The organism is Kitasatospora sp. NPDC050543, from assembly GCF_044457565.1.
In the GTDB taxonomy this organism is placed as follows: Bacteria; Actinomycetota; Actinomycetes; order Streptomycetales; family Streptomycetaceae; genus Kitasatospora.
Genome location: NZ_JBITGZ010000049.1, coordinates 1 through 22,408, shown reverse-complemented (window position 1 = coordinate 22,408; position 22,408 = coordinate 1). Strand labels below are relative to the sequence as shown.

Here is a 22,408-nt window from a genome sequence, read left to right as displayed (position 1 = left end):
CGGGCGCGCGGCGCGTGCCGCTCGGCGCCGCGCCGGCCCGCCCCCGGGGGGGGGCCCCCCGCCCCCGGGGGGGGCCGGGGGCGGGGCCGCCCCCGCCCCCCCCCCCCCCCACGCCGCATCCGCGCGTCCCGCTTCAGTCGCCTCCAGCCGTACCGAAGGGAACCGAGCCGTGCCGCTCCGCAGCCTGCTCGCCACCATCACCGTGAGCACCGCACTCGTCCCGGGTCCGCCGGCTGCCGCCCGGCACACGTCGGGCGGCAGCCCGCGCCGGGATACCCTCCCCCTTCGGCACGGCCCGCCCGGTGGCTCGCTAGGCGTGGTCCTTGACGACCGACAGGAGAACGTCGACCAGCTGCTCCGCCGCATCCGGGCGTCCCTGGGAGCGGGCCCGGTGCGCCATGTCGGCGCGCCGGGCCGGGTCCGCGAGCAGGGGTGCCACCGCCTCCTGGAGGCCTGCCGGGGTCACCTCGCCGAGCAGGGCGACGGCGGCGCCTGCCTCCATCAGGTGGGCGGCGTTGTGGGCCTGCTCGTTGCCTGCGGAGCTGGCCAGCGGGATGAAGACCGCGGCCTTGCCGAGGGCGGTCAGTTCCGCGATGGTGCCCGCGCCGCTGCGGGAGATCACCAGGTCGGCCAGGGCGAGGACATCGGGCAGTTCGGGGCCGACGAAGTCCGTGAGCAGATACCTGGCCGCGAGCTCGCCCGGGAGCGTCGCCACATGCTGCCGCAGGTCCGCGAGGTTCGCCGGGCCGCACTGGTGGATGACGTTCGCCCGGGCCAGCAGCCAGGGCAGGATGTCGCGTACGACGGTGTTGATCTGGGCCGATCCCTGGGCGCCGCCGGTGACGTACACGGTCGGCAGCGCGGAGTCGAACGTGTACAGCTCCAGCGCCTGAACGGCCTTGGCGGGGTGGCCGCTCAGCACCTCGGGCCGCACGGGGTTGCCCGTGACGACCGCCGTCCGGCGGGCGGACTCCGGCAGGAGCGGCAGCGTGGAGGGGGAGGAGACGGCCACCCGGGTGGCGGCCCGGGCCAGCACCTTGTTGGCCAGCCCGAGGCGGACCGTCTGCTCGTGCACGACGAGGGGGCGGCCGCAGGCCCTGGCCGCCAGGCCCACCGGGACGGCGACGTAGCCGCCGGTGGCCAGCACCACGTCGGGCTGGAAGTCGGAGATGATCGAACGGGCCTGGACGGCACCCAGCGGCACCCGGCCCATGTCCTTCACATTGGCGGGGGAGAGCAGCTTCAGTGGGTTGCTGGAGCGGCGCACCTTGCCGGTCGCGACCGGGGCGAACCTGATGCCCTCGGCGGGTGCCACCCGGGCCTCCAGCCCCTTGGCCGTGCCGACCCACAGGACGTCGACCGCTCGGCCCACGGTGGCGAGCCGGGCCTGGAGTGCGCGTACCGCTGTCAGCGCGGGGTACGTGTGTCCGCCGGTCCCGCCGCCGGTCACTAGCAGGCGCAGCGCCCGTCCTGGTGCAACCGGGAGTCGGCCGGCGGCGTCGCTGTTCACAGAGGTTCTCCCCATCCGGATAGGCGGGAGCTCAACCCGGCCCCCTCCGGCGACCATATCAGGGCAAACCTGGCCGATCCCACCCCGCTCCACCAGCGGACCTGCCTGCCCGTCACCCACCTCCGACCCCGTCGCGCAACCCGGCCTGATGCGGGGCCAGGCGGACGTCACGGCCGGCCGATGTGGCTTGTTGTGCCTTGTTGCGGCTCGTTGCGTCGCTCGGGCCGGCCGGCCGGCCCCGCCCGGTCGCCGGGCGCGGACGGGCACTGCGGGGTCGGAGGAATCCTGCCACCGCGCCGACGGCCGACGGATGGCGCCGGCGGGCCCGCCGCGCTGGGAAGTCGCCTCCGGGGCAAGCCCATTGGGTCGCACAGAGATGAAGTCCCCGTGCGACAGGAGGACTTCCCATCCAGGGTGACTGTCTGACATCTTGCGTCCACCACATCATGTACATGGCTCAACGGGTGCTACCGGCACCACCGAGCCGCATGGCTTCCGGAGGACGCATTGATTCCCCACATAGCCGGCCGATCGAGGCGTACCGCCGGGTTCGCCGCCACCCTGGGCGCAGCCCTGGCCCTGCTGGCGCCCGCCGGTGGGGCGAGTGCCGCCCGATCCTCGGCATCATCGGTCCCGTCCTTCTCATCCGTACCGTCCGCCTCGGTCACCTCGTCCTCCGTGCCCACCTCGTCCGCCTCATCGCTGCCGTCCGGATCCTCGGCCTGGGCCGCAGGCACCCGCGCCTACCTGGTCATCACCGCGCCGGGCGACACCACGGCCGTGCAGACGGCGGTCTCCGGCAACGGCGGCACGGTCTTCGCGCACTACGACGCGATCGGCGTGATCGTGGCCCACTCGGCGTCCGCGACCTTCGCGAGCACGATGCGCGGCGTCAGCGGCGTCCAGCAGGTCGGCGCGACCCGGACCTCGGACGTGCCGGCCGACGCGTACAACCCGGCGCTCCCGGCCACCCCCACCCAGGTCGCCACCACCGTGACCGAGTCCACCCGCTGGGACATGGCGCAGATCAAGGCCGACCAGGCGTGGGCCGTGACCACCGGTTCCCAGACCGTCAAGGTCGGTGTCCTCGACACCGGCGTGGACGACCTGCACCAGGACCTCGCGCCGAACTTCGACGCCGCCGACTCGGTCTCCTGCGCGTACGGCAGGCCCGACACCCGGACCGGAGCGTGGCGCGACGTCGACACGCACGGCACCCACGTCGCGGGGACGATCGCGGCCGCCAAGAACGGCAAGGGCGTCATCGGTGTCGCGCCGGGCGTGACGATCGCCTCGGTCCGGATCGCCGAGCCGAGCAGCACCCTGTTCTTCGCGGAGAACACCGTCTGCGGCTTCGTGTGGGCCGGTGACCACGGTTTCAAGGTCACCAACAACAGCTACTACACCGACCCGTGGCAGTTCAACTGCCCCGACAACATCGACCAGGCCGCCATCATCGAGGGCGTCAGGCGTGCCCAGGCCTACGCCGAGGGCAAGGGTTCGCTCCAGGTCGCCGCCGCCGGAAACTCCGACTACGACCTCGCGAACAAGACGACCGACTGGGCCAGCCCCAACGACTCAAGCCCGGTGACCCGGACCATCAGCAACGCCTGCATGGACATCCCGACCGAGCTTCCGGGCGTGGTGACCGTCGCGGCCATGGGCAGCGGCAACGTCAAGGCGTCGTACTCCAACTTCGGCCGGGGCGTCATCGACATCGCGGCGCCGGGCGGCGACGGCGCCTCCGGCGTCTACTCCACCCTCCCGGGCGGCAAGTACGGCACCAAGAGCGGTACCTCGATGGCCTCCCCGCACGTCACCGGGGTGGTCGCACTGCTCGCCGGAGCCAACCCCACCGCCACCCCGGCCGACCTGCGGGCCACGCTGGCCCAGCAGGCCACCGACACTGCCTGCCCCGCCGACGGCCGCTGCACCGGCACCACGGCCAACAACGCCTTCTTCGGCGAGGGCCAGGTCGACGCACTGAAGGCGGTCGGCGCCATCGTGCCGCCCGGCAACTACTTCGAGAACCTCACCGACGTGACCGTCAGCGACAACACCACGGTGGAGAGCCCGATCACGGTCACCGGCGTGAGCGGCAACGCCCCCGCGGCCCTGCGGGTCGGCGTGGACGTCAAGCACACCTACCGCGGTGACCTCGTGCTCTCCCTGGTCGCCCCGGACGGCACGGTGTACCTGCTGGAGGACTTCGTCGACAGCGACAGCGCCGACAACGTCAGCAAGACCTACACCGTGAACGCCTCCTCGGAGGTCGCCGCCGGGACGTGGAAGCTGCGCGTACGCGACATCGCCTCCCAGGACACCGGCAAGATCGACGCCTGGAACCTCACCTTCTAGGCGCCGCGGCAGGCGCGGCCGGCCCCGGGGTGATCGGTCCCGCCCGGGGCCGGCCTCGCGCCACCCGGGAGCCGGCGGGCCCGCACCGGTGTGGGCGAGCGGCGCCAGCCGTTCACCGTCAGGCCACAGTCCCCGCCCAGTGCCCGGCGATCTCGGCGGCGAGCCGTACGTTGCCGCGGACGGCTGCCAGGTTGGCCTCCAGTGAGGCGCCGCCGGTGTGCTCGGTGAGGTAGGCGAGCAGGAACGGCGTGGTGGCCTGCCCGGAGACGTCCGCGCGGTCGGCCGCCGCCAGGGCCTCGGCCAGGACCCGGTCGTGCAGCGCCGGGTCCAGTTGCTCGGCCACCGGGACGGGGTTGGCCACGACCAGCGCGGAGTCCAGACCGCCGAGGGCGTCCTGGGCGCGCATCACGGCCGCCACTTCGGACGCCTCCCGGACCGTCCAGTCCACCGGCCGCCCCGAGCTGGTGAGGTAGAAGCCCGGGAACTCGGCCGTCCGGTAGCCGAGTACGGTGACACCGAGGGTCTCCAGCCGTTCCAGCGTCGCCGGGACGTCCAGGATCGACTTCACCCCCGCGCAGACCGTGGTGATCCGGGTGCGCGCGAGCAGTCCGAGGTCCGCCGACTCGTCCTGGGTGCTGACCCACTCGCGGTGGACGCCGCCGAGGCCACCCGTGGCGAAGACCCGGAGGCCGGCGCGTGCGGCGAGGAACGCCGTCCCGGAGACCGTGGTGGCCCCGCTCGAACCCGTCGCGAGTGCCGGGGCAAGGTCGCGGAAGCCGAGCTTTCGCAGCGACCTGTCGCTCGCGACCCGCTCCAGTTGCTCCTCCGTCAGCCCGATGCGCGGGACGCCGTCCAGCACCGCGATCGTCGCGGGGACGGCCCCCGCTGCCCGGACCGTCTCCTCCAACTCCCGTGCCACCACGAGGTTTCGCGGCCTCGGCAGACCGTGCGCGATGATCGTGGACTCCAGGGCGACCACCGGAGCCCGCCGGGCCAGCGCCTCGCTGACCTCGTCGGAGACGGCGAGGGAGGGTGAGGGGGAGGAGCCCGGCGGGGGCGGGGCCGGACGGTGAGCGGGCTGGGTCATTCCCGATTCCTGACACCCCGCGGACCCTCGTAAACCTGGGTTGCCCTCCACTCGGCGTGCGGCCACCCGAAAGCGCGGGTTCTCCCCCGAACGCGCGGGGGCGACCGGGAGACGGCATCAGCAGGCTTGGGCCCGAACCGCCGACGCTGGTGACGTACGCGGCACGGGGGCGGACGGAGGCGTCAGCCCCGAGGTGTACTCGGGTCGTGGGTGGGCCGGGGAGCCGGGGAATCCGCCAGTCCTGGGCCTTGTCGCCCCCTTGTCATGCTCGACCCAACGAGCTGTCAGCCGCACAGTCTGCCAGAGGAGGCCGGCCAGCTCGCAGCTGCCAGGGGCCACCGCTGAGCAGCCATCAGTCCCCGGGCGTCATCGCTGCTCCGCCGTCGAGGTGGAAGGCGCGGGGCTGCCATGCTGCGCCGGTGACGAGCGTGGCGGACCGCTCCTCGGGCTCCGGACTCCCGCCCGGCGGGCGGCGCGGCACCCCGTGCTCATCGCCGGGGTGTCCCTCGGCGAGGCCATGAAGCACCTGGCCAGGACCGACCGGTTCGGGTACCTCGCGGTCCCGACCGCGAGCGCGGCTCGCCGACCGGCGCACCCGATGACCCCGCGCGCGACGGGGCAGCCCGGGCCGCCCCCGCCACGGTGCGGCAGGCCCCGATGCGCGGCCGGCAGCCCCCGGCGCCGCTCACAGCCCCGGGCGCCGGTGGCAGGCCCCGGCACAGTTGCCGGCCGCCACTGTGACGCACGCGTGAACTTGGCGCACCCTGGAGGTATGACCAGACGTGCCGCACCGCCTGCGGTCCGCTTGCCGCAGATCGAACCGATGCTGGCGACCGCCGGCCCGATGCCGCCCGACGAGGGCTGGGGAGCGGAGGTCAAGTGGGACGGCGCCCGGGCGACGGTCACCGCGCCGGGGGACGGCACCGTGCGACTGCTCGGACGCCGGGGCACCGACTACACCGCCCGCTTCCCCGACGTCGCCGCCGCCCTCGCCGAGGCCGTACCGGGCCCCGCCATCCTGGACGGGGAGATCGTCGTCATGGGACCCGACGGCACCCCCTCCTTCGCCCTCCTGCAACGTCGCCTCCACCGCGCCCGCGCCGACACCATCCGGGCCGGCGCCGCGGCGAACCCGGCGATGTACATCGGCTTCGACCTGCTGTGGAACGGCCCCCAGGCCCTGATCGACCTCCCGTACACCGAACGGCGGCGCCGGCTGGAGTCACTGCACCTCAACGGCAGCGCCGTTCGCGTCCCGCCCGCCTGGACCGAAGCCGGGGGCCAGGCCCTCGCCTGGACCAAGAAGCAGCAGCTGGAGGGCGTCATCCTCAAACGTCTCGACTCCTCGTACCAGCCCGGCGCACACTCCCGGGACTGGATCAAGCAGAAGAACCTCTCCACCGCGCAGGTGATCATCGGTGGCTGGCTGCCCGGCGGGCCCACCGCCGCCACCGTCCGGGCCCTGCTCATCGGCGTGCCCACCGACCACGGCCTCCTGTACAGCGGGTCCGTCGGCAGCGGCTTCACCATGGCCGAACGCCGTGCCCTCGCCGCCGCGCTGCGCCGTCTGGACACCACCGTCTGCCCGTTCACCGCCCCGCCCACCGGCCTGGAACGCGGCACCCACCTCCGGTACGTTCAGCCCCGCCTGACCGGCGAGGTCGAGTACCTGGAGACCACCCACGCCGGAATGCTGCGCCAGCCGACCTGGAAGGGCCTGCGCGAGACCTGAGCCGGGCGTGCCCGCCGGGCCGGGGGCGCCGGCCCCGACCGGCGCGCCGGCATCCCGGTCACCGGACTCGCTCACCGGCTCGGCTCGCCTCCCGCCCCGGCGGCCTCATGCGCCGCCGCCGTCCGCCGTGTCGTGGGTCGACCGGCCGGCAGCCGGCGCCGTCCGCTGCCGGTAGCAGCGGGCCGAGCAGAAGCGGTCCCGGCGTCTGACGCCCGCATGCTCGTACGGGCGGCCGCAGCACACACAGATCCGGCTCGCGGACCGGTTGTCGTCGTCGAGCAGGCCGAGGGCGGTCAGCAGCATCCGGCAGTCGTCCGCGTCCGTGGCGTAGGACGCCACCACCCGCAGGGCCCGGATCCGGGCCGGCGCGGAGGCCACCTCGCTGACGTGCTCGACGGTGTCCGTGAGAGTTCGAAGGTCTCGGGAGGAACGGGCCATGAAAACGCACCCCGCTGCCTGGAGGGATCCGCAGAACCATCCAGCGTACTTCGCGCGGCGGATAGCCGGACGGTCCTCCTGCGCGGCACTCTCCGTCGCGACCCGGCGACTCCCGGTACGGCAGCCGATATCGTGCTGTCGTGACCGGTTCCGTGGAAAGTGTCGTCACGCGTCAGCCGGGAGGCGGAACTCGCCCTGATCGCGGCGAGGTGCGGGGTCGAACTTGAGCTGGCCGCCGCCGGCAGGCCACCCTCGCGTTGCGTACCGCCGCCGGCGGCATCCAGGGCATCGTCGGGAACGGCGCCCGGCTCTACCGGATGGGCCTCTACCTGGATGACTTCTTCACCTTCCTCGACGAGGCCGGCGGACACCGCATCCGGCGCGGAGACCTGGGAGGAGCTGGCCGCGCAGCAGGGCGGGCTGTTCCGAGAACTGTTCGACCTCCAGCGCGACCGCCCCGTCCCGGCCCAGCGGCAGGCCCCGAGCTGACGCGCCCGCGTCGCCGGACCCGGCAGTCGGGCAGCAGACCCCCTGCCGGGTCCACCACCGGGCGGGGGCCCGGCGCGGCCGGTGGGCGGCCCTACGAGGACTTCACGCGGGCGGCCGCCCGCCGGGGCGCGGGAGTGGGGCATACCCAAGGTGGACGGAAGTTCAACCCGGGGATGTATACGCATTATCCCGTGGGTTGACGACTCCCCGGAGGTCAACTGTCAAGGTGTCAATGACCGGAAAGCGCAGCGGTGTTGGCCGCCGCCGCCGGCCGTACCTATTGCAGGAGGACACCATGACACTCACCCTGTCCAGCTTCCGGCCCACATCCGGCCACACTTCCACGGCCGACCAAGCTTCCAGGGGCCCGTCCAGGCGTTCATCCGGGTCGGCGCTTCGCCGCCTCGCCGCGCGTACCGCGATCGTCGCCCTGGCCGGCGCCGGTGTGCTGGCCGTCGTCGTGCCACCGGCCGGCGCCGTTCCCGCGAGGCCGGCCGCCGAGCAGGCGGTCGCGGTGGCGGGCAGCTCCGTGACCGACGGTGCGGCACTGGAGGCCGCCGTGCGGGCGGTGGTGGAGCAGGGCGGCGCCTCGGCCGCGCTCGCCGAGGTGCGGGCCGGCGGTCACAGCGCCTGGAAGGGCGCGGCGGGCACGGCAGACCTGGACACCGGTGAGCCTGCCTCCGCCGACGGCCGGTTCCGGATCGGCAGCATCACCAAGACCTTCGTGGCCACGGTCGTGCTCCAGCTCGTCGCCGAACACAGGCTCGCCCTGGACGACCCGATCGAGCGTCACCTGCCCGGGGTGGTCCCCAACGGCGGCGCGATCACCGTCCGCCAGCTGCTCAACCACACCAGCGGCATCTTCAACTACACCGAGGACCCGGCCTTCGACCGGTCGGGCGACAAGCTCCACGAGTGGCTGACGGTCGGCCGCTGGAGGACCCACCACCCGGAGCAGCTCGTCGCCCTCGCCACCGGCCACGAGCCCTACTTCGCCCCCGGCCAGGGCTGGCACTACTCCAACACCAACTACGTCATCGTGGGGATGCTGATACAGCGGACCACCGGCCGCAGCTGGGCCGAGGAGGTCGAGCGCCGGATCATCCGCCCGCTCGGGCTGCGCAACACCTCGATGCCCCTCAGCTCCGTATCCGTGCCGGGGCCGCACGCACACGCCTACTTCAAGCTCCCCGAGGGCGGCCGCGCGGACGTCACGATGATCAACCCGTCCATGTTCGGCGCGGCCGGCGCCGGGATCTCCAGCACGGCCGACCTCACCCGCTTCAACGCCGCCCTGCTCGGCGGGCGCCTGCTGGGCCCGGCCGAACTCGCCGAGATGAAGCGCACCGTCGACCTCGGCGGAGGTGCCGGGTACGGCCTGGGTCTGTCGCGCACCGTACTGCCCTGCGGCGAGTTCTGGGGCCACAGCGGTAGCGTCCCTGGCTACGGCACCATGCTCCTCGGCAACGCCGCGGGCACCCGCCAGTTCGCGGGGTCCGCCAACCCGTATGACACGTCCGATCCGCGGGCCACGGACACCGCCGTCAACCAGCTCGTCGTCACCGCCGTCTGCGGCCCCGCCTCCACCCCGCAGCCGGCCGCCAAGGCCCCGACCGCACCGGCCGTACAGCTGCCCTGACAGCCTGTGGCCCTGGCCTCCCGCCGGGGGTCAGGGCCGCGCGGCACGCGTTGCGGGTCGCCAACGGGGGCCGGGAAGGCCGGCCTCCGTCGGCTGCCTTCCCCGCGCGCGCCCGTCAGCGCTCAGCCGGCCCTCGCCGTATGCGCCGAGGCGCGCCGGTGGGGGCTACTGGTCGGAGTAGCTGAGGTCGCCCACGGTCCAGCTGCTGACGTCCTCGATGGCGATGCGGTACATGCCGCCGGTGTGCGGCAGCCCGTAGCTGCCCTGCAGAATCCGTGCGAGGTGCAGATGCAGATGGGTGGGAGGCTCACCGGTGGAGGTACCGGAGTCTGCGCCAGGGGCCGTGTCGGCCGCCGTCGCCCGGCGGGAGGACGCGAACAGGGCAGAGAAGGGTTTGAGGTGTTCGGAGGTCTCAAGGACCTCCGCCACCCGTTCGCGCCACAGGCTCTCCGGTGCGAGCCGGCCGGTGATGACCGCTCCCGGGACGACCACGGTGAGAGGCATCTGGTTGCTGCGCTCGGACTCGACCATCGCAGCGATATCGACGAGCAGCCCATCGGAGTTCGGCATGGCCCCATTTTACGGCGCCGCGTGGCCGTCCTGTTGCCGGCGGATGTCGGTCGGCCACGGCCCGTGCTCACTCCCGTCCTCCGGCGGGCTCAGCGCCCGTCGCGCTCCCCGGGAGTGTCGTCGGGTGTCTGCGCAGCCGACGCACCGCTCGGGCTCCTGGGCTCGGGCTCCTGGGCTCGGGCTCCCGAGGCGTACGGTGCCGCGTTCGGCCGGGGGAAGGCGGTACGGGAGAAGCAGGCGGGAGCCCCCGACGTGGTCGGCGCCGGGGGCGCAGCCCGCCGGACCTCGGGACGGGCCGTGGTCAGTCCGGCAAGCCGATGACGATGAGCGCCACCAGCCCCGCCAGTGCCACGAGCCATGCCCACCAGGTGGTCCTCAGGTCGATCATGCCGGTTCCTTCCTCGATCGCTTGGGCTCATCAAAGCAGCCCGCGTGATGTGCCGTCATCACTCCACGCAGGGGCGGACTCACCCACGGTGCCACCAGGGTGCCACTCGCTCGACCCAAGGACGGGCGGCGTACGGGCGGCGTACGGCAGGCGAGGAGTGGCTGCCACGCCGCCATCGTCGGGTGCGACGCCCGGCGAAACCCGTGGTGCGGAGCCGCGCTCGTCACGGGTCCGACGGCGCGAGCAACGGGACCGGCTCGCCCGGGCGTGGCGGCATCTCCGACCATCGTGCACCCCTGACCCCCGGCCTGCGCGGTGGTGGGCCGGCGGCGGGGGCCAGTGGGTGAGTGCCGTCAGCCGAGCCTGCCGCGCGAGGCGGCCGGGGCGGAGCGGGCCCGGCGTGAGACGGGCGGGCGCGAGGGGCGCGCGTCGGGGCGAGCAGGCTCCTCGGCCTCCTGCACACGGGCGGCGAGCTGCGCGCGGGCGGCGGCCAGCGCGACCCGTGCCGCGAACTCGGGTTCCGGTACGCCGGCCTCGCGCATCTCGGCCTGGCAGCGGGAGCACCACAGTGGGGAGGCGGCGTCGTCCGGCCCGTAACTCATCGCCTCCGGCGGCAGGTAGTGGCTGCCGCACGCGGTGCACTCGAAGACCAGCCTCATCCCACAACCACCGTTCCCTGTCCGTGGCACAGGCCGCACGGCGACCAGACACTGCGCTGCTTCGGCACCAACTGGCCCTGCTCGTCCAGCTCCACGCTGGCCTCGACCTTGTCGGTGCCCCGCGCACCGCCGCACGACGGGCACGTCTGGTTCTCCGGCATCTGCCACCCTCCGTCACCTTCCCGACACGGTACCGTGCGGACGGCGGCCCGAGGAGCTGCCCGCGACAATCCGTCCCCGACCCGGGGCGCCCCGCCAGACCGCCGCGGACGGCGAGCCTGGTCGGGACGCCGAGGCCCGACCGGGTACGCCTACAGGGCTGACCCAGCCGGAATCCGGTTGACGCCGGCGCTCGCAGCGCGGGCCAGGGCACGGGGCCAGGTGTGGGTCTCCCGGGCGTGCCCGGACGCCTGTCCGGGACGCGGGCGGCCGATCAGCCGACGGCACGTACCGGCCGCCGACCCCGCACCGCCCAGGCGCGCGCGGTGAGTGCGATCGACCCGTCCGGCCGGGCCGGCACGGTCTCGCGGAGCTTCTCGCGTACGCGGGCCCGGGCGGGCGGGGCGAGGGCGGCGACGTAGCCGGGGGCGGGGCCCTGCCCGGACAGGAACGGCTCCCACAGATCCGTGAAGTCGGTGAACACGGTGGCCGCTTCCAGCGGCGCGATGGTCACCTCGGACAGCCCGGCCGCCGACCACAGCGCCCGGAGCGGGTCCGGGCGGCACATCGCGAACCGCCGGCCCTCGTCCAGCGCGGCGGCAGACGGATCGACCGCGCCGGCGGCGTCCCAGAAACGGCGCAGCAGTTCCATGCCCTCGGCGTAGTCCCACACGTACGCGCCGACCAGGCCGCCCGGCCGCACGACCCTGACTGCCTCCGCCACTGCCTCGGCAGGCCTGGGGATGAAGTTGAGCGCCAGTCCGCTGACGACCACATCGCAGCCGGCGCCGCGTACCGGCAGCGACAGCCCGTCGGCCACGGCGAAGAACGCCGGCGCGGGAGCGTCGGCCCGGGCCGCCGCCACGAAGCCCGCGGACGGGTCGAGCCCCAGCACCGCCCGGGGCCGGCACCGGGCGGCCACCGCCGCGGTCAACGCCCCGGTGCCACAGCCGACGTCCAGCCACCGCAGACCGTCGTCACAGCGGAGCCAGTCCGTGAACGCGCCTGCGACCGGGCGGCTCCATCGGCCCATGTACCGCTCATAGGCGTCCGCGACCGCCCAGACGTCGACGTCGAAGCTCTGCTCCTTCACGCCGCCACGATCCCCGACCCGGGCCCGAGCGGGCCCTCGGACACGCGCGGGTGGGGGACGAGTCGCGGGCCGGGGATGAGGTGCGGACCGGAATTTGGGTGCGTCCGGGCGAATGATCGGTCAGACTCCATGACAATCCGACCGAAAGTGGCTAAGGCTAAGCATGACCACCTCTACCTCCACCGCAGCGCAGCTCACCCTGGACGACCTCTTCCCGGCCGACGACCTCCGGGCGGCCGTCGAGGCCGGCCACGTCAGCCGGCGGAAGCACCCGAGCCTGCCGCTTTCGATCTTCAGCTACACCCGTGCCTGCCAGTACGAGGGAGTGTGGACGCCCGTCACCACCCGCTGCCGCGGGCTGGTCGCCGACGACTCCACCGGTCGGATAGTCGGGCACTGCCTGCCGAAGTTCTTCAACCTCAGCGAGCACATCGGCGGGCGGCCGTACGCTCCGCCGCTGCCTGACGAGCCGTTCGAGGTGTACGACAAGCTGGACGGCTCCCTCGGCATCGTCTTCCAGCACTCCGGTGGCTGGCACGTCGCGTCCAAGGGGTCGTTCATCTCGGAGCAGGCCCAGTGGGCGCAGCGCCGGCTGGACTCCAGCGACACCGGCGCACTGCGGCCCGGGCACACCTACCTCGTGGAGATCCTCTACCCGGAGAACCGCATCGTCGTCGACTACGGGGCGCGCCGGGACCTCGTCCTGCTCGCCGCGTACCGGGCCGACGGGAGCGAGCTGCCGCTCGACACGGCGGCGCCGGACTGGGCGGGTCTCGGATCGGTCGTGCGCCGCTGGCCGGCGCCGCCGCTCAAGGAACTCCGTGAGCTCACCGAGGGCAACGTCCTGCTCGACGGTGCGGCCACCAGCGGCATGGACGCGGAGGGGTACGTGGTCCGGTTCGCGTCCGGGGTCAGGGTGAAGGCGAAGACCAGCGAGTACGTACGCCTGCACAAGGTCCTCACCGGCATCAACGAGCGGGACGTCTGGCAGGCGGCGGGGCTGGAGCGGTTCGCCGGCCGGGAGGTGAAGGCCGTCGCGCAGGCGGTGGGTGTCTCCCCGGCCGAAGCCACCGAGAAGACGGCCGGCACGGCGGCGGGGAGGGGCCCGCTGGCGGTGATGCTGGAGGACGTCCCGGACGAGTTCGACCAGTGGGTACGCCGGGTGACGGCCGACCTCCAGGCGCGCTACGACGAGCTGCACGGGACTATCGGTGCCGCGTACGACGACATCGCGGGCCTGCGCGGGGACCGCGCCGCGTTCGCGCGGGCGGCCCAGCGGCACACCGACCGGACCGTGCGTGCCGCGATGTTCCTCCTGCTTGACGAAAGGCCCGTTGACCTGCTCATCTGGCGTGTCATCAAGCCCGCCGCCACCGATCCGTTCAAGACCGACGAGGACGCCTGACCATGCCCACCATTCACGTCATGACCGGTCTGCCGGCCTCCGGCAAGACCACGAGGGCCCTCCAGCTCCTCGCCGAGTCCGCGGGCCGGATGCGCCGGGTCAGCCTCGACAGCATCCGTGCGATGCTCGACGAGCACGGTGACGGCCGCACGTGGACCCACAAGCACGAGGGCACGGCCCAGCGCATCCAGGAGGAGGCCGTTCTCGCCGCGCTGCGGGACGGATTCGACGTCGTGGTGGACAACACCCACCTGACCACCCGGATGCCCGGTCGGCTCAGGGCCGTCGTCGCGGGCGAGGCGACCTTCGTGGTGCACGACTTCACGGACGTGCCCGTCGATGAGTGCGTACGTCGTGACGCGGGCCGCGAGAAGCCAGTCGGTGAGGAAACGATCCTGCGGCTGCACCAGCGGCACCGGTCGGCCACCAAGGGCGGCTGGCGACTCACCGCCGAGTGGATGAACGACCAGGAGCCGGTCCGCCCGTACGTGGCGGACCCCTCGCTCCCCTCGGCGATCCTGTGCGACATCGACGGCACCCTCGCCATCAACGTCAGCCGCGGACCGTACGACTTCGAGCGCTGCGGCGAGGACGCCCTCAACGCCTCCGTCGCCCATGCGCTGGCGACCTACGCCGCCACCGGCGAGCAGATCGTGCTGCTCTCCGGGCGGAGCGAGGAGCACCGGGAGCGGACGCTCGGCTGGCTCGGCGCCCACCAGGTGCCCTTCGACGAGCTGTGGATGCGTCACCAGGGGGACCAGCGCAGGGACGACATCGTGAAGGCCGAACTCTTCGACGCCCACGTCCGTGACCGCTTCGCCGTGCGCTTCTCGCTCGACGACCGGGACCGCGTGGTCGCCGTCTGGCGACGGATGGGCCTGCCGACCTGGCAGGTCAACTACGGGGACTTCTGACCCCGTCCCGCTGCCGTGGTGCCCGGGTGCCACGGCAGCGAGGGCCGGCCCACCACGGCAGCGGGGCCGGTCAGGAGGGCTGGGTGGCGGTCAGCGCGGTCACGGCGACGGTGTTGTCGCACTCGGCGATCTGGCCGTCGTCCAGGCCGATCTGGTGCTTGCCGGCCTGGGGCAGGCCGATCACCATCGTCGGGTAGACCACCGGGTCGGCACCGGAGGTGCAGGAGCCGTCGCCCTCACCCTGGACCTGGACGAAGGTGAGCTTGGTCCAGGCCTTGCCGCCCGGGGCGAGCCGGACCGGGGCCGCGGTGCCGGTGTGGCTGACGGTCAGGGGCGCGTTCCGGTCGGGCGAGCCGTTGCCGGCCCCGGCCACGGTCGGGAAGCCCTCGATGACGCATGGCTTCCCGGACGAGTTGGTGATGGCGACGACTGCCGCACCGGTGCCCGTGCCGTTGGGGCGGACCGTGGCCTGCCGGGCGGAGACGACCTTCACATCCGCCGCGGTGCAGTGCTGGGCCGGGTTACCGGACGAACCGGCTCCCGGCGAAGCGGGTGAGGCCGGGGAGGCAGGCGAGGCCGAGGAGACCGGCGAGGCGGCGGTGGCGGAGGCCGAAGCGGTGGCGGGGGCCGCGGCGGTGGCCGAGGCCGGCGGGGAGGCAGCGGCGCCGGAGTCCGGTCTGTCGTTCTCGGGTCCGCACCCGGTGAGCAGTAGGGTGCCCGCCGAGGCCAGTGCCACGGCGACGGTGATTCCACGGATGTTCCTGCGCTTCATAGGGTCCTCCAGGGGTGTAACGGGCATTCCATCGGTATTCACCCCAAGTCACATCCGTTTGACCGGTTCCGGTTTCCCGGTCGGACCACTCGTTACAGAAGGCTGACACGACCGCGCCCGAGCGGTGATCAACCGTACACGCAGGTGTGGGAGCGGGTGGCCGGGCGCCGCCTCCTGGCCGGCACGGCGGCCGGAGGCGGCGCCCGGCCGGGTTACGAAGCGCCCGCGGAGCCGATGATCCAGGTCTGGTTCGCCTGGTGGGAGAAGCACGGCCACAACTGCACCGCGGTGCCGTTGCCGGTGCGGCCGTTGAACACATCCAGGCAGAGGCCGGACTTGACGCCGACCAGGCTGCCGTCGGGCTTCACCCGCCACTTCTGGTTCTCGTCGCCGGTGCAGGGCCAGACGTGCACCGGCGTCCCCCGCCGCGTGGACGCGTCGCGCGGGGCCAGGCAGGTGCCGTCCGAGTCGCGGACCTCGCCGCTCGCGGTGAACGTCCACAGCTGGTCGGCGCTGCCGTCGCAGTCCCGGATCTCGGCGTCGGTCCCGTAGCTGAGGGTCAGACAGCGCTGCGAGCCGACACCCGTCAGCGTACGGCCGAGCGGGACGGTGACGGTTGGCGTGGGAGAGGGCGAGGGGGAGGGCGAGAGGGACGGCGTGGCCGACGGTTGCACCGGGTGGGCGCTGACGGACGGGACGGCCGTGGGCGAGGCGTCATCGGACGCGGACGGCGAGGCCGAGGTGGATGCGGACGCGGAGGTGGTGACGGAGACCGGGGCCGGGGCCTGGGCAGGGGGCGAGCTGTGCGAGGCGGCGGCGGATGTCTGGTCCTTGACCAGCTGCGCGGCGGCGGCCGACTCGTGGGTCGTGTCCGGTGTGGTGATGGCCGACAGGATCCAGACGGTCAGCGTGGTCGCCGCCAGTCCGGCCGCCACGGCGGCCGCGAGCATGGCGCGGTCCTCCCCGAGCCGTGGACGGGCGATCGGTGGGAGCCGGCGCCGGCCGACCCGACTGAGGCGGCGGGCCCGGTCTGCCAGGACGGTCCGTCGGCGGCCGAGGGGTCCCGGGGCACTGTCCATTGGTCGACCGCCAGGAGGGGCGTCCGAACCGAGGGGCCACAGGACCGCGGTCTCCTGGGCGATCTCTCGGGCCCGGGGGCCGACCGCCGGCCCTGAGACGTCCGGTCCGGGGGCGCCGATGCCCAGCGCTGTCGAACCCCTGACCCCGTGTCGGCAGGAGCAGCCAAGATCCTGCCCGGTCCAGTCGCATGTTGCGCACCGCGATGCAGCCCGCATGACACAACTCCTCTCCTCGGCCTACTGCCCCCACGTTCGGTACTGCGGTGCGGCAGGGAGGACCGGCGTCGCGGGCAGGTCACGAGTGCGGGGCCGGGCCGCCGCGCGGGCGCGACAACGCGCCGCAGGCTCGCCTCGGTTGTCCGCACCACGCCGCGACCTCCCTTCCTGCTCGCTGCCCGCCGGAGCCTCGAATCCGGCCGCACACTGTAGGAGACCCCGCTGGGCTGCCGGGATAACAGAAAGTGCGGGCCTTCTTTGATCTTCGTTTCGGCTGCCGCCATCGGGTCGGTCCCGGCGGCGTCCGGCGGCAACGGCGGGGCTCAGCCCTGCCGCCGACGCGCCTTCGAACGGCGCCGGCGCCGGTGGCTCCAGGCCCTGCCGAGGCCGCGGCCCGGTTCACGGGCGAGGCCGAGCACCACCTCCACCTGCGCGCCGCCCGTCGAGCTGCGCAGGACGCGCAGTTCCCCCCTGGTCGCGGCGGCCGCGCTGCGGGCGATGTCCAGCCCGAGCCCGGTGGATCCGCCCGCGCTGACTCCGCGGGAGAGGGCACTATCCGGATCCGCGATGCCCCGCCCGGCGTCCTCGACCACCAGCACGACGCTCTGGGCGGTCCTGCGGACGCTCACCGCGAAGCCCGTCCCCGGCGGGGTGTGCCGGAAGACGTTGCCGACGAGCGCGTCGACGACGGCGGCGAGATCGTCCTCCGGCAGCTGCACGGGGGTCGGCTCGTCGGTCGCCGTGAAGTTGCAGGCCCGGCCCTGCTGTTCGGCGAGCATCGACCAGAAGCCGACCCGGCGCGCGGCCACCTCGGTGACCAGGCATGCCGTCCTTCCCTGCGCTCCGGCGGGCCCGCCGCTCGCGAGCCGGCCGTCCGCCCCTCCGCCGTCCGACGGCCCGCTGTCCGCCCGCCCGCCGGGCCGGCCGTCCCACAGTCCGGTGCCGGGGGGCCTGGTGGACAGCGGCGTGCGGGCGGCGCGGATGATCGAGTCGAGTTCGGACTCCAGCTGGTGGATCGCCGCCGTCAGCCGGGGCGCGCCCTGGACCGGCCCGATCCGCTCGGCGGCGAGCGAGAGCGCCATCAGGGGCGTACGCAGCCGGTGCGAGAGGTCCGCGACCAACTCCCGCTCGGTCGCTAGCAGTTGCGTCACCCGATCGGCCATCATGTTGAACGCGAGCCCGGCCTCGTACAGTTCCGGCGGCCCCGCCGGGGTCACCCGCACCGCCAGGTCGCCCGCGCCCAGGGCGGCCGAGGCCCGGGACAGGCCGAGGGAGGCGCGGACCACCCGGGCGCCGAGCCGGTCGGCGACCAGGACCGAGGAGATCACCAGGCAGATGGCCAGCGCGGACATCACCGTCCAGGACCTCGCCACCCCCCGGGTCAGCTCCTCGCGCGGGACGAACGATTCGACGACGGCCATCCGGCCCTGGTCCAGCAGCACCGGCTGCAGGTAGGTCCAGCCGTCGGGGACGTTGCCGGACGCCGTCCGGGTGTCCCGCGCGACGCGCGCCAGCAACTGCGCGGACGCGTGCGTCCTGCCGATCACCTGACCGTCCGGCAGGTGGACGCAGAGCCCGTCCTGCGAGCCCGGCCCGGTGATGGCCTTGGCCAGCCGCTCGGGTTGGGAGGCGAGCGCCAGGGCGGGGATCGCCGACACGGCGCGCTGCTCGGCGGCGCCGGTCGCCCGGGACTCCGCCTGCCGGCTCGCCAGCAGCGCGAGCGGTATCAGGAAGGACACCGCGACCATGGAGGTCACCACCAGGGCGACCATGGCCAGGGTGGCCCTCATCGCGGTGACACCAACTTCACGCCCACACCCCGGACGGTGTGCAGGTAGCGTGGCAGGGAGGCGCTTTCGCCCAGCTTCCTGCGCAGGCAGGACAGGTGCACGACGACGGTCTGCTCGTCCACGTACGGCTGGCGCCACACCTCTGTGATCAGCTGCCGCTTGGAGACCACCCGCCCGACGTTGCCGGCCAGGAATGCCAGCAGGTCGAACTCACGTCGCGTCAGGCCGAGCTCGCGTCCGGCGAGATGCGCGGTACGCGCGTTCGGGTCGACCCGCAGCTCGCCCACGACCAGCGGGGTCCCGTGCGGCTCGGACACGCCGAGGTCGCCGGCCCCGGGCGCTCCCTGCAATCCCGGGGGAGCCCCGCAGCGCCGGAGCACGGCGGCGAGGCGGGCGACGAGCTGGCCACCCGAGAACGGCTTGACCAGGTAGTCGTCGGCTCCCGCGTTGAGCAGCCTGATGATCTCCCGGTCGTCGTCGCGGGCGGTGGCGACCACCACCGGCACCTGGGACAGGCCGCGGATCATCTTGAGGGCATCCGCGCCGTCCAGGTCGGGCAGACCGAGGTCGAGCACGACCGCGTCGGGCTGCCACCGGGTGATCTCTCGCAGGGCGCCGAAGCCGTCGGGAGAACTGCGCACCACGAGGCCGTGGGCGGTCAGCACCTCGATCAGGGCTGCGCGGATGATCGGGTCGTCTTCGACGACGAGGACGGACGTCATGGCGCACACCGTAGCCCACACGGCCTACCAGGTCAGGGCCTGACCGCTCGGTGGGAACCGGTCGGCCCGTCAGGCAGCGGCGAGCGGGCACCCGGACCTAAGCGGAACCTTAGGGGTTGCTCAGCGGGCTCTGCGCACGGCGGATTTGGCGCCGCGCCGCTCCTACGATCACTCATATCGGTCTGCGGCGCGGCCCATCAGGGCGGTGCCGCCGAACGATTCACGGAGTGCGTGGTCCGATGGCCGTCCCACCGAGGACCCCGCTCCCTGTCAGGCGTGGACCGGCAGCCCTGTGCCGGTTCGCGTCCCGCCGGCCGGCTCCCCTCCGGCCGGTCGTCCCCGCGTCGCGCCGTTCCCGGGCTCCCCCTCCGGGCCGCCGACGCCCCGGGTGAACCGCACCTCCTGACCGTGCGGTTCACCCGGGCACCCCGCAGGACACCCGGGTGTCCAAGCTGCGGACCGAGTGTGCACAGTGGCAAGTCACCGTCAGAAGAGAAGAGCCGTCACCCCGCGTGGCGCGGGTCAGCGCGCCGGGGAGCGGGCGATCCGGAATCCCACGTCGTCGACCTGGTAGCTCGGGTGGCTGCGGCGGCGTGCGGAGGCACGGCAGCTCCAGTGCTCGTCGAACCAGCCGCCGCCGCGCAGCACCCGGTAGGTGCCGTAGACCTCGGCGTCGTAGACGTCCCAGCACCAGTCCCAGACGTTGCCGAGCATGTCGTACAGGCCCCACGGGTTGGGTCGCCTGCCGCCCACGTCGTGGATGCGCTCCTGCGAGTTGCCGCGGTACCAGGCGATCTCGTCCAGCGGCCCGTAGTGCGGTCCGGTGGTACCGGCGCGGCAGGCGTACTCCCATTCGGCCTCGGTCGGCAGCCGGTACCCGTCGGCGGCGGCATCCCACTCGACGCGCACTCCGCCGCTCCGGCCCGGGCCTGCGCCGTCGCCCTCGGCGTCCTCGCGGAGGCGGTAGGCGGGCGCGAAGCCGTCGCGCTCGGACAGGGCGTTGCAGAACCGGACGGCGTCCCACCAGGAGACACCCTCGACGGGCAGGCGGTCGCCGTGGGCGGCGCTCGGCCGCCGGCCGGTGAGCTCCTCGTACTGCGCCTGGGTGACCGGATGGGCCGCCAGCCGGTAGGGCGCCAGCTCGACCGACCAGCTGCGCCGCGTCCGCCGGTCCGACAGCGTCACCTCGCCGGGCGGGATGGCGACCATCGTGATTCCTGCGCTTGCGTTCATGATCGGAAGATCCTAGCGGCACCGTGCGCTGGAAGTTCGCGCGGCCCGGGCAGCCCTGACGTGAAGTCAGGAACCAGGGGCGCGGCCGGGTGAGGCAGATCCGCCGGGGACGGCCGGCCGGGTGGTCAGGGAGCCTGGACCCGGGTGGAGCCGACCGGGCGGGCCGGGCGCCACATGGTGGTCACGACATGGCCGGTGGCGGTGGTGATCCGGGCCCGGGCGGCGAAGCCGAGCCGCTCGTAGCGCGGGGTGTTCACGGGGTTGGAGGACTCCAGGTAGGCGGAGGCGCCGAGCGCGTCGACCCGGTTGAGGCCCTCGGCCAGCAGTCCCATGCCGAGGCCCTGGCCGCGATGGGCGGTGTGGGTCCCGAGGAGGGTCAGGTAGAAGTGCGGTTCGCGGGGGTGTGCCGCTTCGAGCTGGTCGCAGATCTTCATGATCTTCCCGGCCTGCTCGGGGCCGGCGATGGCGGCCAGCAGGTTCTCCAGGCCGTCCTCCTCCTCGGGCGTCAGCTCCGTGCCGCCGGGTGGGATCATCACGGCGGCCGCCTCCGCGCCGGGGGTCACGAGGGTCCACGGATAGCGCAGCGCCGAGGTGACGTAGAGCCGCCACATCGCCGCGGCCTGGGCGGCCCGCCGCTCGACGTCGGGGAACGCCGGCCCCCACAGCGGGTCCTCGAAGAACGCGCTGGTCAGGGTCTCGACGATGGCGTCGATGTCGGTGGGCGTGGCCACCCGCGCGGGTACGGGCCGGTATCCGGAGGTCATGGGTTCCACCCTATGCGGCCCGGTGATCGGCCGGCGGGGCCACACGGCCACGTCGTTCGAGCAGGCGCGCGGCAGGCCGGAGACGACCCGCCGCCCAGCACCTCGCCACGCATGTCGACCAGATCGCCGCGGACCCTCATCGGCACCCGTGCCGGGAGCGCCGCGTGCGGTCGGAAGAACTTGCTGCAACTTTCGGAAAGGCATTGCGTCCGCCCCAGTCTGCTGCTTGACTCCTGCTGCCGATCGGGCGCCGGAGCAGCGGCCCCCGATCACCGGTCGACCAGCCGAAGGAGCGCAAGCGTGACGGAGTTCGACCTTCTCGTCGTCGGCGGAGCCGGCGTCGACACCATCGTGCGGGTCGACGCGCTGGAGATCCCGGACGCCGACTCGCGCCACGTGCCCCCCGTCCGCGACTACGTGGCCCACACCGGCAACGGGGTCGCCCTCGGTGCCCACCGCCTTGGACTGCGCACCGCCTTCATCGACCACCTCGGAGCGGACCCGCAGGCCGACCTGATCCTCGCCGAGTACGCCCGCCAGGGCCTGCCGTTCAGCCATGTCCTCTCGCCGCACGGCACCTCGCGAGCGGTCAACCTGGTGGACGCCGAAGGGCGGCGGTTCTCCTTCTACGACGGCCGGCACCCGGCGGAGCTGAGGCTGCCACGGGACTTCTACCTGCCGCACCTGGAGCGCGCCCGGCACGTCCACCTCTCGATCACGGGCCCCAATCGCGACATGTACGAGGACGTCCGCCGGCTCGGCCTGACCAGCTCCACCGACCTGCACGACTGGGACGGCCGGAACCCGCACCACCGGCACTACGCCGTCAACTCCGACCTGGTCTTCCTCTCCGTGGCCGGCTGCCGGGGCCGGCACGAGGAGGTCATGCGGGGGATCCTCGGCGAGGGCCGGGCCACCGTGGTCGCCGCGACCGCCGGCGCCGACGGCTGCTACCTGCTCACCCGCGAGGAACCCGGCCGCGTCCAGCACTTCCCGGCGGTCGACCCGGGACGCCCCGTCGTGGACACCAACGGTGCCGGGGACGCCTTCGTCACCGGCTTCCTGCACGCCTGGTTCGCCGGGCGGCCCGTCGCCGACGCGGCCCGCAGCGGCTCGATCGCCGGCGCGTACGCCTGCACCGCCGCCGGCACCCACACGGACTTCATCTCGCCCGCGGCCCTCGCGGAAGGCCTGCGGGAGCGCTGACCGGCGTCCGCGGTCCGCACCGTCCACCGACCGGGAGGGGGCGGGGCCACGGCGGCGGCCCCGCCCCCTCCCGGTCGGCGGCCCCCGCCCGGGCCCGGGGGGCCGGGAGCGGGGGGGGGGGCCACGCCCCGCCCGCGCGAGTCCCCGTCGACGGCCCCCGCCCTCCGGCGGGCGGGCCTCGGGCC

At 73.7% G+C, this 22,408-nt stretch carries 20 protein-coding genes; 7 read left to right on the top strand and 13 right to left on the bottom strand.

Annotation, left to right across the window (positions count from 1 at the left end; all coding sequences use genetic code 11):
• Nucleotides 1–310 precede the first annotated feature (310 nt).
• Complete coding sequence (locus tag ACIBH3_RS33375; protein ID WP_396315862.1) at nucleotides 311–1,510, bottom strand: UDP-N-acetylglucosamine--N-acetylmuramyl-(pentapeptide) pyrophosphoryl-undecaprenol N-acetylglucosamine transferase; 1,200 nt, start codon at nucleotides 1,508–1,510, stop codon at nucleotides 311–313.
• 678 nt (nucleotides 1,511–2,188) lie between these two features.
• Between ACIBH3_RS33375 and ACIBH3_RS33370 the strand changes: the two genes are divergently transcribed.
• Nucleotides 2,189–3,868, top strand: a complete 1,680-nt coding sequence (locus ACIBH3_RS33370; protein WP_396315861.1) for a S8 family peptidase — start codon at nucleotides 2,189–2,191, stop codon at nucleotides 3,866–3,868.
• A gap of 118 nt (nucleotides 3,869–3,986) precedes the next feature.
• Here the strand turns inward: ACIBH3_RS33370 and ACIBH3_RS33365 are convergent, their stop codons facing one another.
• On the bottom strand, nucleotides 3,987–4,955 hold the full coding sequence (locus ACIBH3_RS33365; RefSeq protein ID WP_396315860.1) for a pseudouridine-5'-phosphate glycosidase: 969 nt from the start codon (nucleotides 4,953–4,955) through the stop codon (nucleotides 3,987–3,989).
• Nucleotides 4,956–5,727: 772 nt separating this feature from the next.
• Between ACIBH3_RS33365 and ligD the strand changes: the two genes are divergently transcribed.
• Nucleotides 5,728–6,687 (top strand): non-homologous end-joining DNA ligase, encoded by a 960-nt coding sequence (ligD, locus tag ACIBH3_RS33360; protein ID WP_396315859.1) that lies wholly within the window; start codon nucleotides 5,728–5,730, stop codon nucleotides 6,685–6,687.
• Nucleotides 6,688–6,792: 105 nt separating this feature from the next.
• Here the strand turns inward: ligD and ACIBH3_RS33355 are convergent, their stop codons facing one another.
• Nucleotides 6,793–7,125 (bottom strand): hypothetical protein, encoded by a 333-nt coding sequence (locus ACIBH3_RS33355; RefSeq protein WP_396315858.1) that lies wholly within the window; start codon nucleotides 7,123–7,125, stop codon nucleotides 6,793–6,795.
• A 333-nt stretch (nucleotides 7,126–7,458) separates the two neighbouring features.
• Here ACIBH3_RS33355 and ACIBH3_RS33350 point away from each other — a divergent pair, with 333 nt between their 5' ends.
• Together ACIBH3_RS33350 and ACIBH3_RS33345 are read left to right on the top strand one after the other, a co-directional pair.
• The gene (locus ACIBH3_RS33350; protein WP_396315857.1) at nucleotides 7,459–7,614 is read left to right on the top strand and encodes a hypothetical protein; all 156 of its coding nucleotides are present in this window, start codon (nucleotides 7,459–7,461) and stop codon (nucleotides 7,612–7,614) included.
• A gap of 295 nt (nucleotides 7,615–7,909) precedes the next feature.
• Complete coding sequence (locus tag ACIBH3_RS33345) at nucleotides 7,910–9,253, top strand: serine hydrolase (protein ID WP_396315856.1); 1,344 nt, start codon at nucleotides 7,910–7,912, stop codon at nucleotides 9,251–9,253.
• A 165-nt stretch (nucleotides 9,254–9,418) separates the two neighbouring features.
• Here the strand turns inward: ACIBH3_RS33345 and ACIBH3_RS33340 are convergent, their stop codons facing one another.
• From ACIBH3_RS33340 to ACIBH3_RS33325, 4 genes are all read right to left on the bottom strand, one after another.
• On the bottom strand, nucleotides 9,419–9,823 hold the full coding sequence (locus ACIBH3_RS33340; protein ID WP_396315855.1) for a hypothetical protein: 405 nt from the start codon (nucleotides 9,821–9,823) through the stop codon (nucleotides 9,419–9,421).
• A gap of 741 nt (nucleotides 9,824–10,564) precedes the next feature.
• Nucleotides 10,565–10,870 (bottom strand): hypothetical protein, encoded by a 306-nt coding sequence (locus ACIBH3_RS33335; protein WP_396315854.1) that lies wholly within the window; start codon nucleotides 10,868–10,870, stop codon nucleotides 10,565–10,567.
• Nucleotides 10,867–11,031: a hypothetical protein gene (locus ACIBH3_RS33330; protein ID WP_396315853.1), complete on the bottom strand. Its 165-nt coding sequence runs from the start codon at nucleotides 11,029–11,031 to the stop codon at nucleotides 10,867–10,869. Before ACIBH3_RS33330 ends, ACIBH3_RS33335 begins: the two co-directional genes overlap by 4 nt.
• Nucleotides 11,032–11,303: 272 nt before the next feature.
• On the bottom strand, nucleotides 11,304–12,122 hold the full coding sequence (locus ACIBH3_RS33325) for a methyltransferase domain-containing protein (protein ID WP_396315852.1): 819 nt from the start codon (nucleotides 12,120–12,122) through the stop codon (nucleotides 11,304–11,306).
• Between the two features lie 163 nt (nucleotides 12,123–12,285).
• Here ACIBH3_RS33325 and ACIBH3_RS33320 point away from each other — a divergent pair, with 163 nt between their 5' ends.
• Together ACIBH3_RS33320 and ACIBH3_RS33315 are read left to right on the top strand one after the other, a co-directional pair.
• Nucleotides 12,286–13,527: an RNA ligase gene (locus ACIBH3_RS33320; RefSeq protein WP_396315851.1), complete on the top strand. Its 1,242-nt coding sequence runs from the start codon at nucleotides 12,286–12,288 to the stop codon at nucleotides 13,525–13,527.
• Between the two features lie 2 nt (nucleotides 13,528–13,529).
• Complete coding sequence (locus ACIBH3_RS33315) at nucleotides 13,530–14,441, top strand: AAA family ATPase (protein WP_396315850.1); 912 nt, start codon at nucleotides 13,530–13,532, stop codon at nucleotides 14,439–14,441.
• Between the two features lie 70 nt (nucleotides 14,442–14,511).
• Here ACIBH3_RS33315 and ACIBH3_RS33310 read toward each other — a convergent pair whose 3' ends face one another.
• From ACIBH3_RS33310 to ACIBH3_RS33285, 6 genes are all read right to left on the bottom strand, one after another.
• Nucleotides 14,512–15,213, bottom strand: coding sequence for a DUF4232 domain-containing protein (locus ACIBH3_RS33310; protein ID WP_396315849.1), 702 nt, complete (start codon nucleotides 15,211–15,213; stop codon nucleotides 14,512–14,514).
• Between the two features lie 212 nt (nucleotides 15,214–15,425).
• Nucleotides 15,426–16,163, bottom strand: a complete 738-nt coding sequence (locus ACIBH3_RS33305) for an RICIN domain-containing protein (protein ID WP_396315848.1) — start codon at nucleotides 16,161–16,163, stop codon at nucleotides 15,426–15,428.
• A 668-nt stretch (nucleotides 16,164–16,831) separates the two neighbouring features.
• Nucleotides 16,832–18,298 (bottom strand): sensor histidine kinase, encoded by a 1,467-nt coding sequence (locus tag ACIBH3_RS33300; protein WP_396315847.1) that lies wholly within the window; start codon nucleotides 18,296–18,298, stop codon nucleotides 16,832–16,834.
• The gene (locus ACIBH3_RS33295) at nucleotides 18,295–19,020 is read right to left on the bottom strand and encodes a response regulator transcription factor (RefSeq protein WP_396315846.1); all 726 of its coding nucleotides are present in this window, start codon (nucleotides 19,018–19,020) and stop codon (nucleotides 18,295–18,297) included. Before ACIBH3_RS33295 ends, ACIBH3_RS33300 begins: the two co-directional genes overlap by 4 nt.
• 522 nt (nucleotides 19,021–19,542) lie before the next feature.
• Nucleotides 19,543–20,253, bottom strand: coding sequence for a formylglycine-generating enzyme family protein (locus tag ACIBH3_RS33290; RefSeq protein ID WP_396315845.1), 711 nt, complete (start codon nucleotides 20,251–20,253; stop codon nucleotides 19,543–19,545).
• Between the two features lie 125 nt (nucleotides 20,254–20,378).
• Nucleotides 20,379–21,017, bottom strand: a complete 639-nt coding sequence (locus tag ACIBH3_RS33285) for a GNAT family N-acetyltransferase (RefSeq protein ID WP_396315844.1) — start codon at nucleotides 21,015–21,017, stop codon at nucleotides 20,379–20,381.
• 300 nt (nucleotides 21,018–21,317) lie between these two features.
• Between ACIBH3_RS33285 and ACIBH3_RS33280 the strand changes: the two genes are divergently transcribed.
• Entirely contained in the window at nucleotides 21,318–22,223 is a 906-nt protein-coding gene (locus tag ACIBH3_RS33280; RefSeq protein WP_396315843.1) for a carbohydrate kinase family protein, read from the top strand.
• The last annotated feature ends 185 nt before the right edge of the window (nucleotides 22,224–22,408 follow it).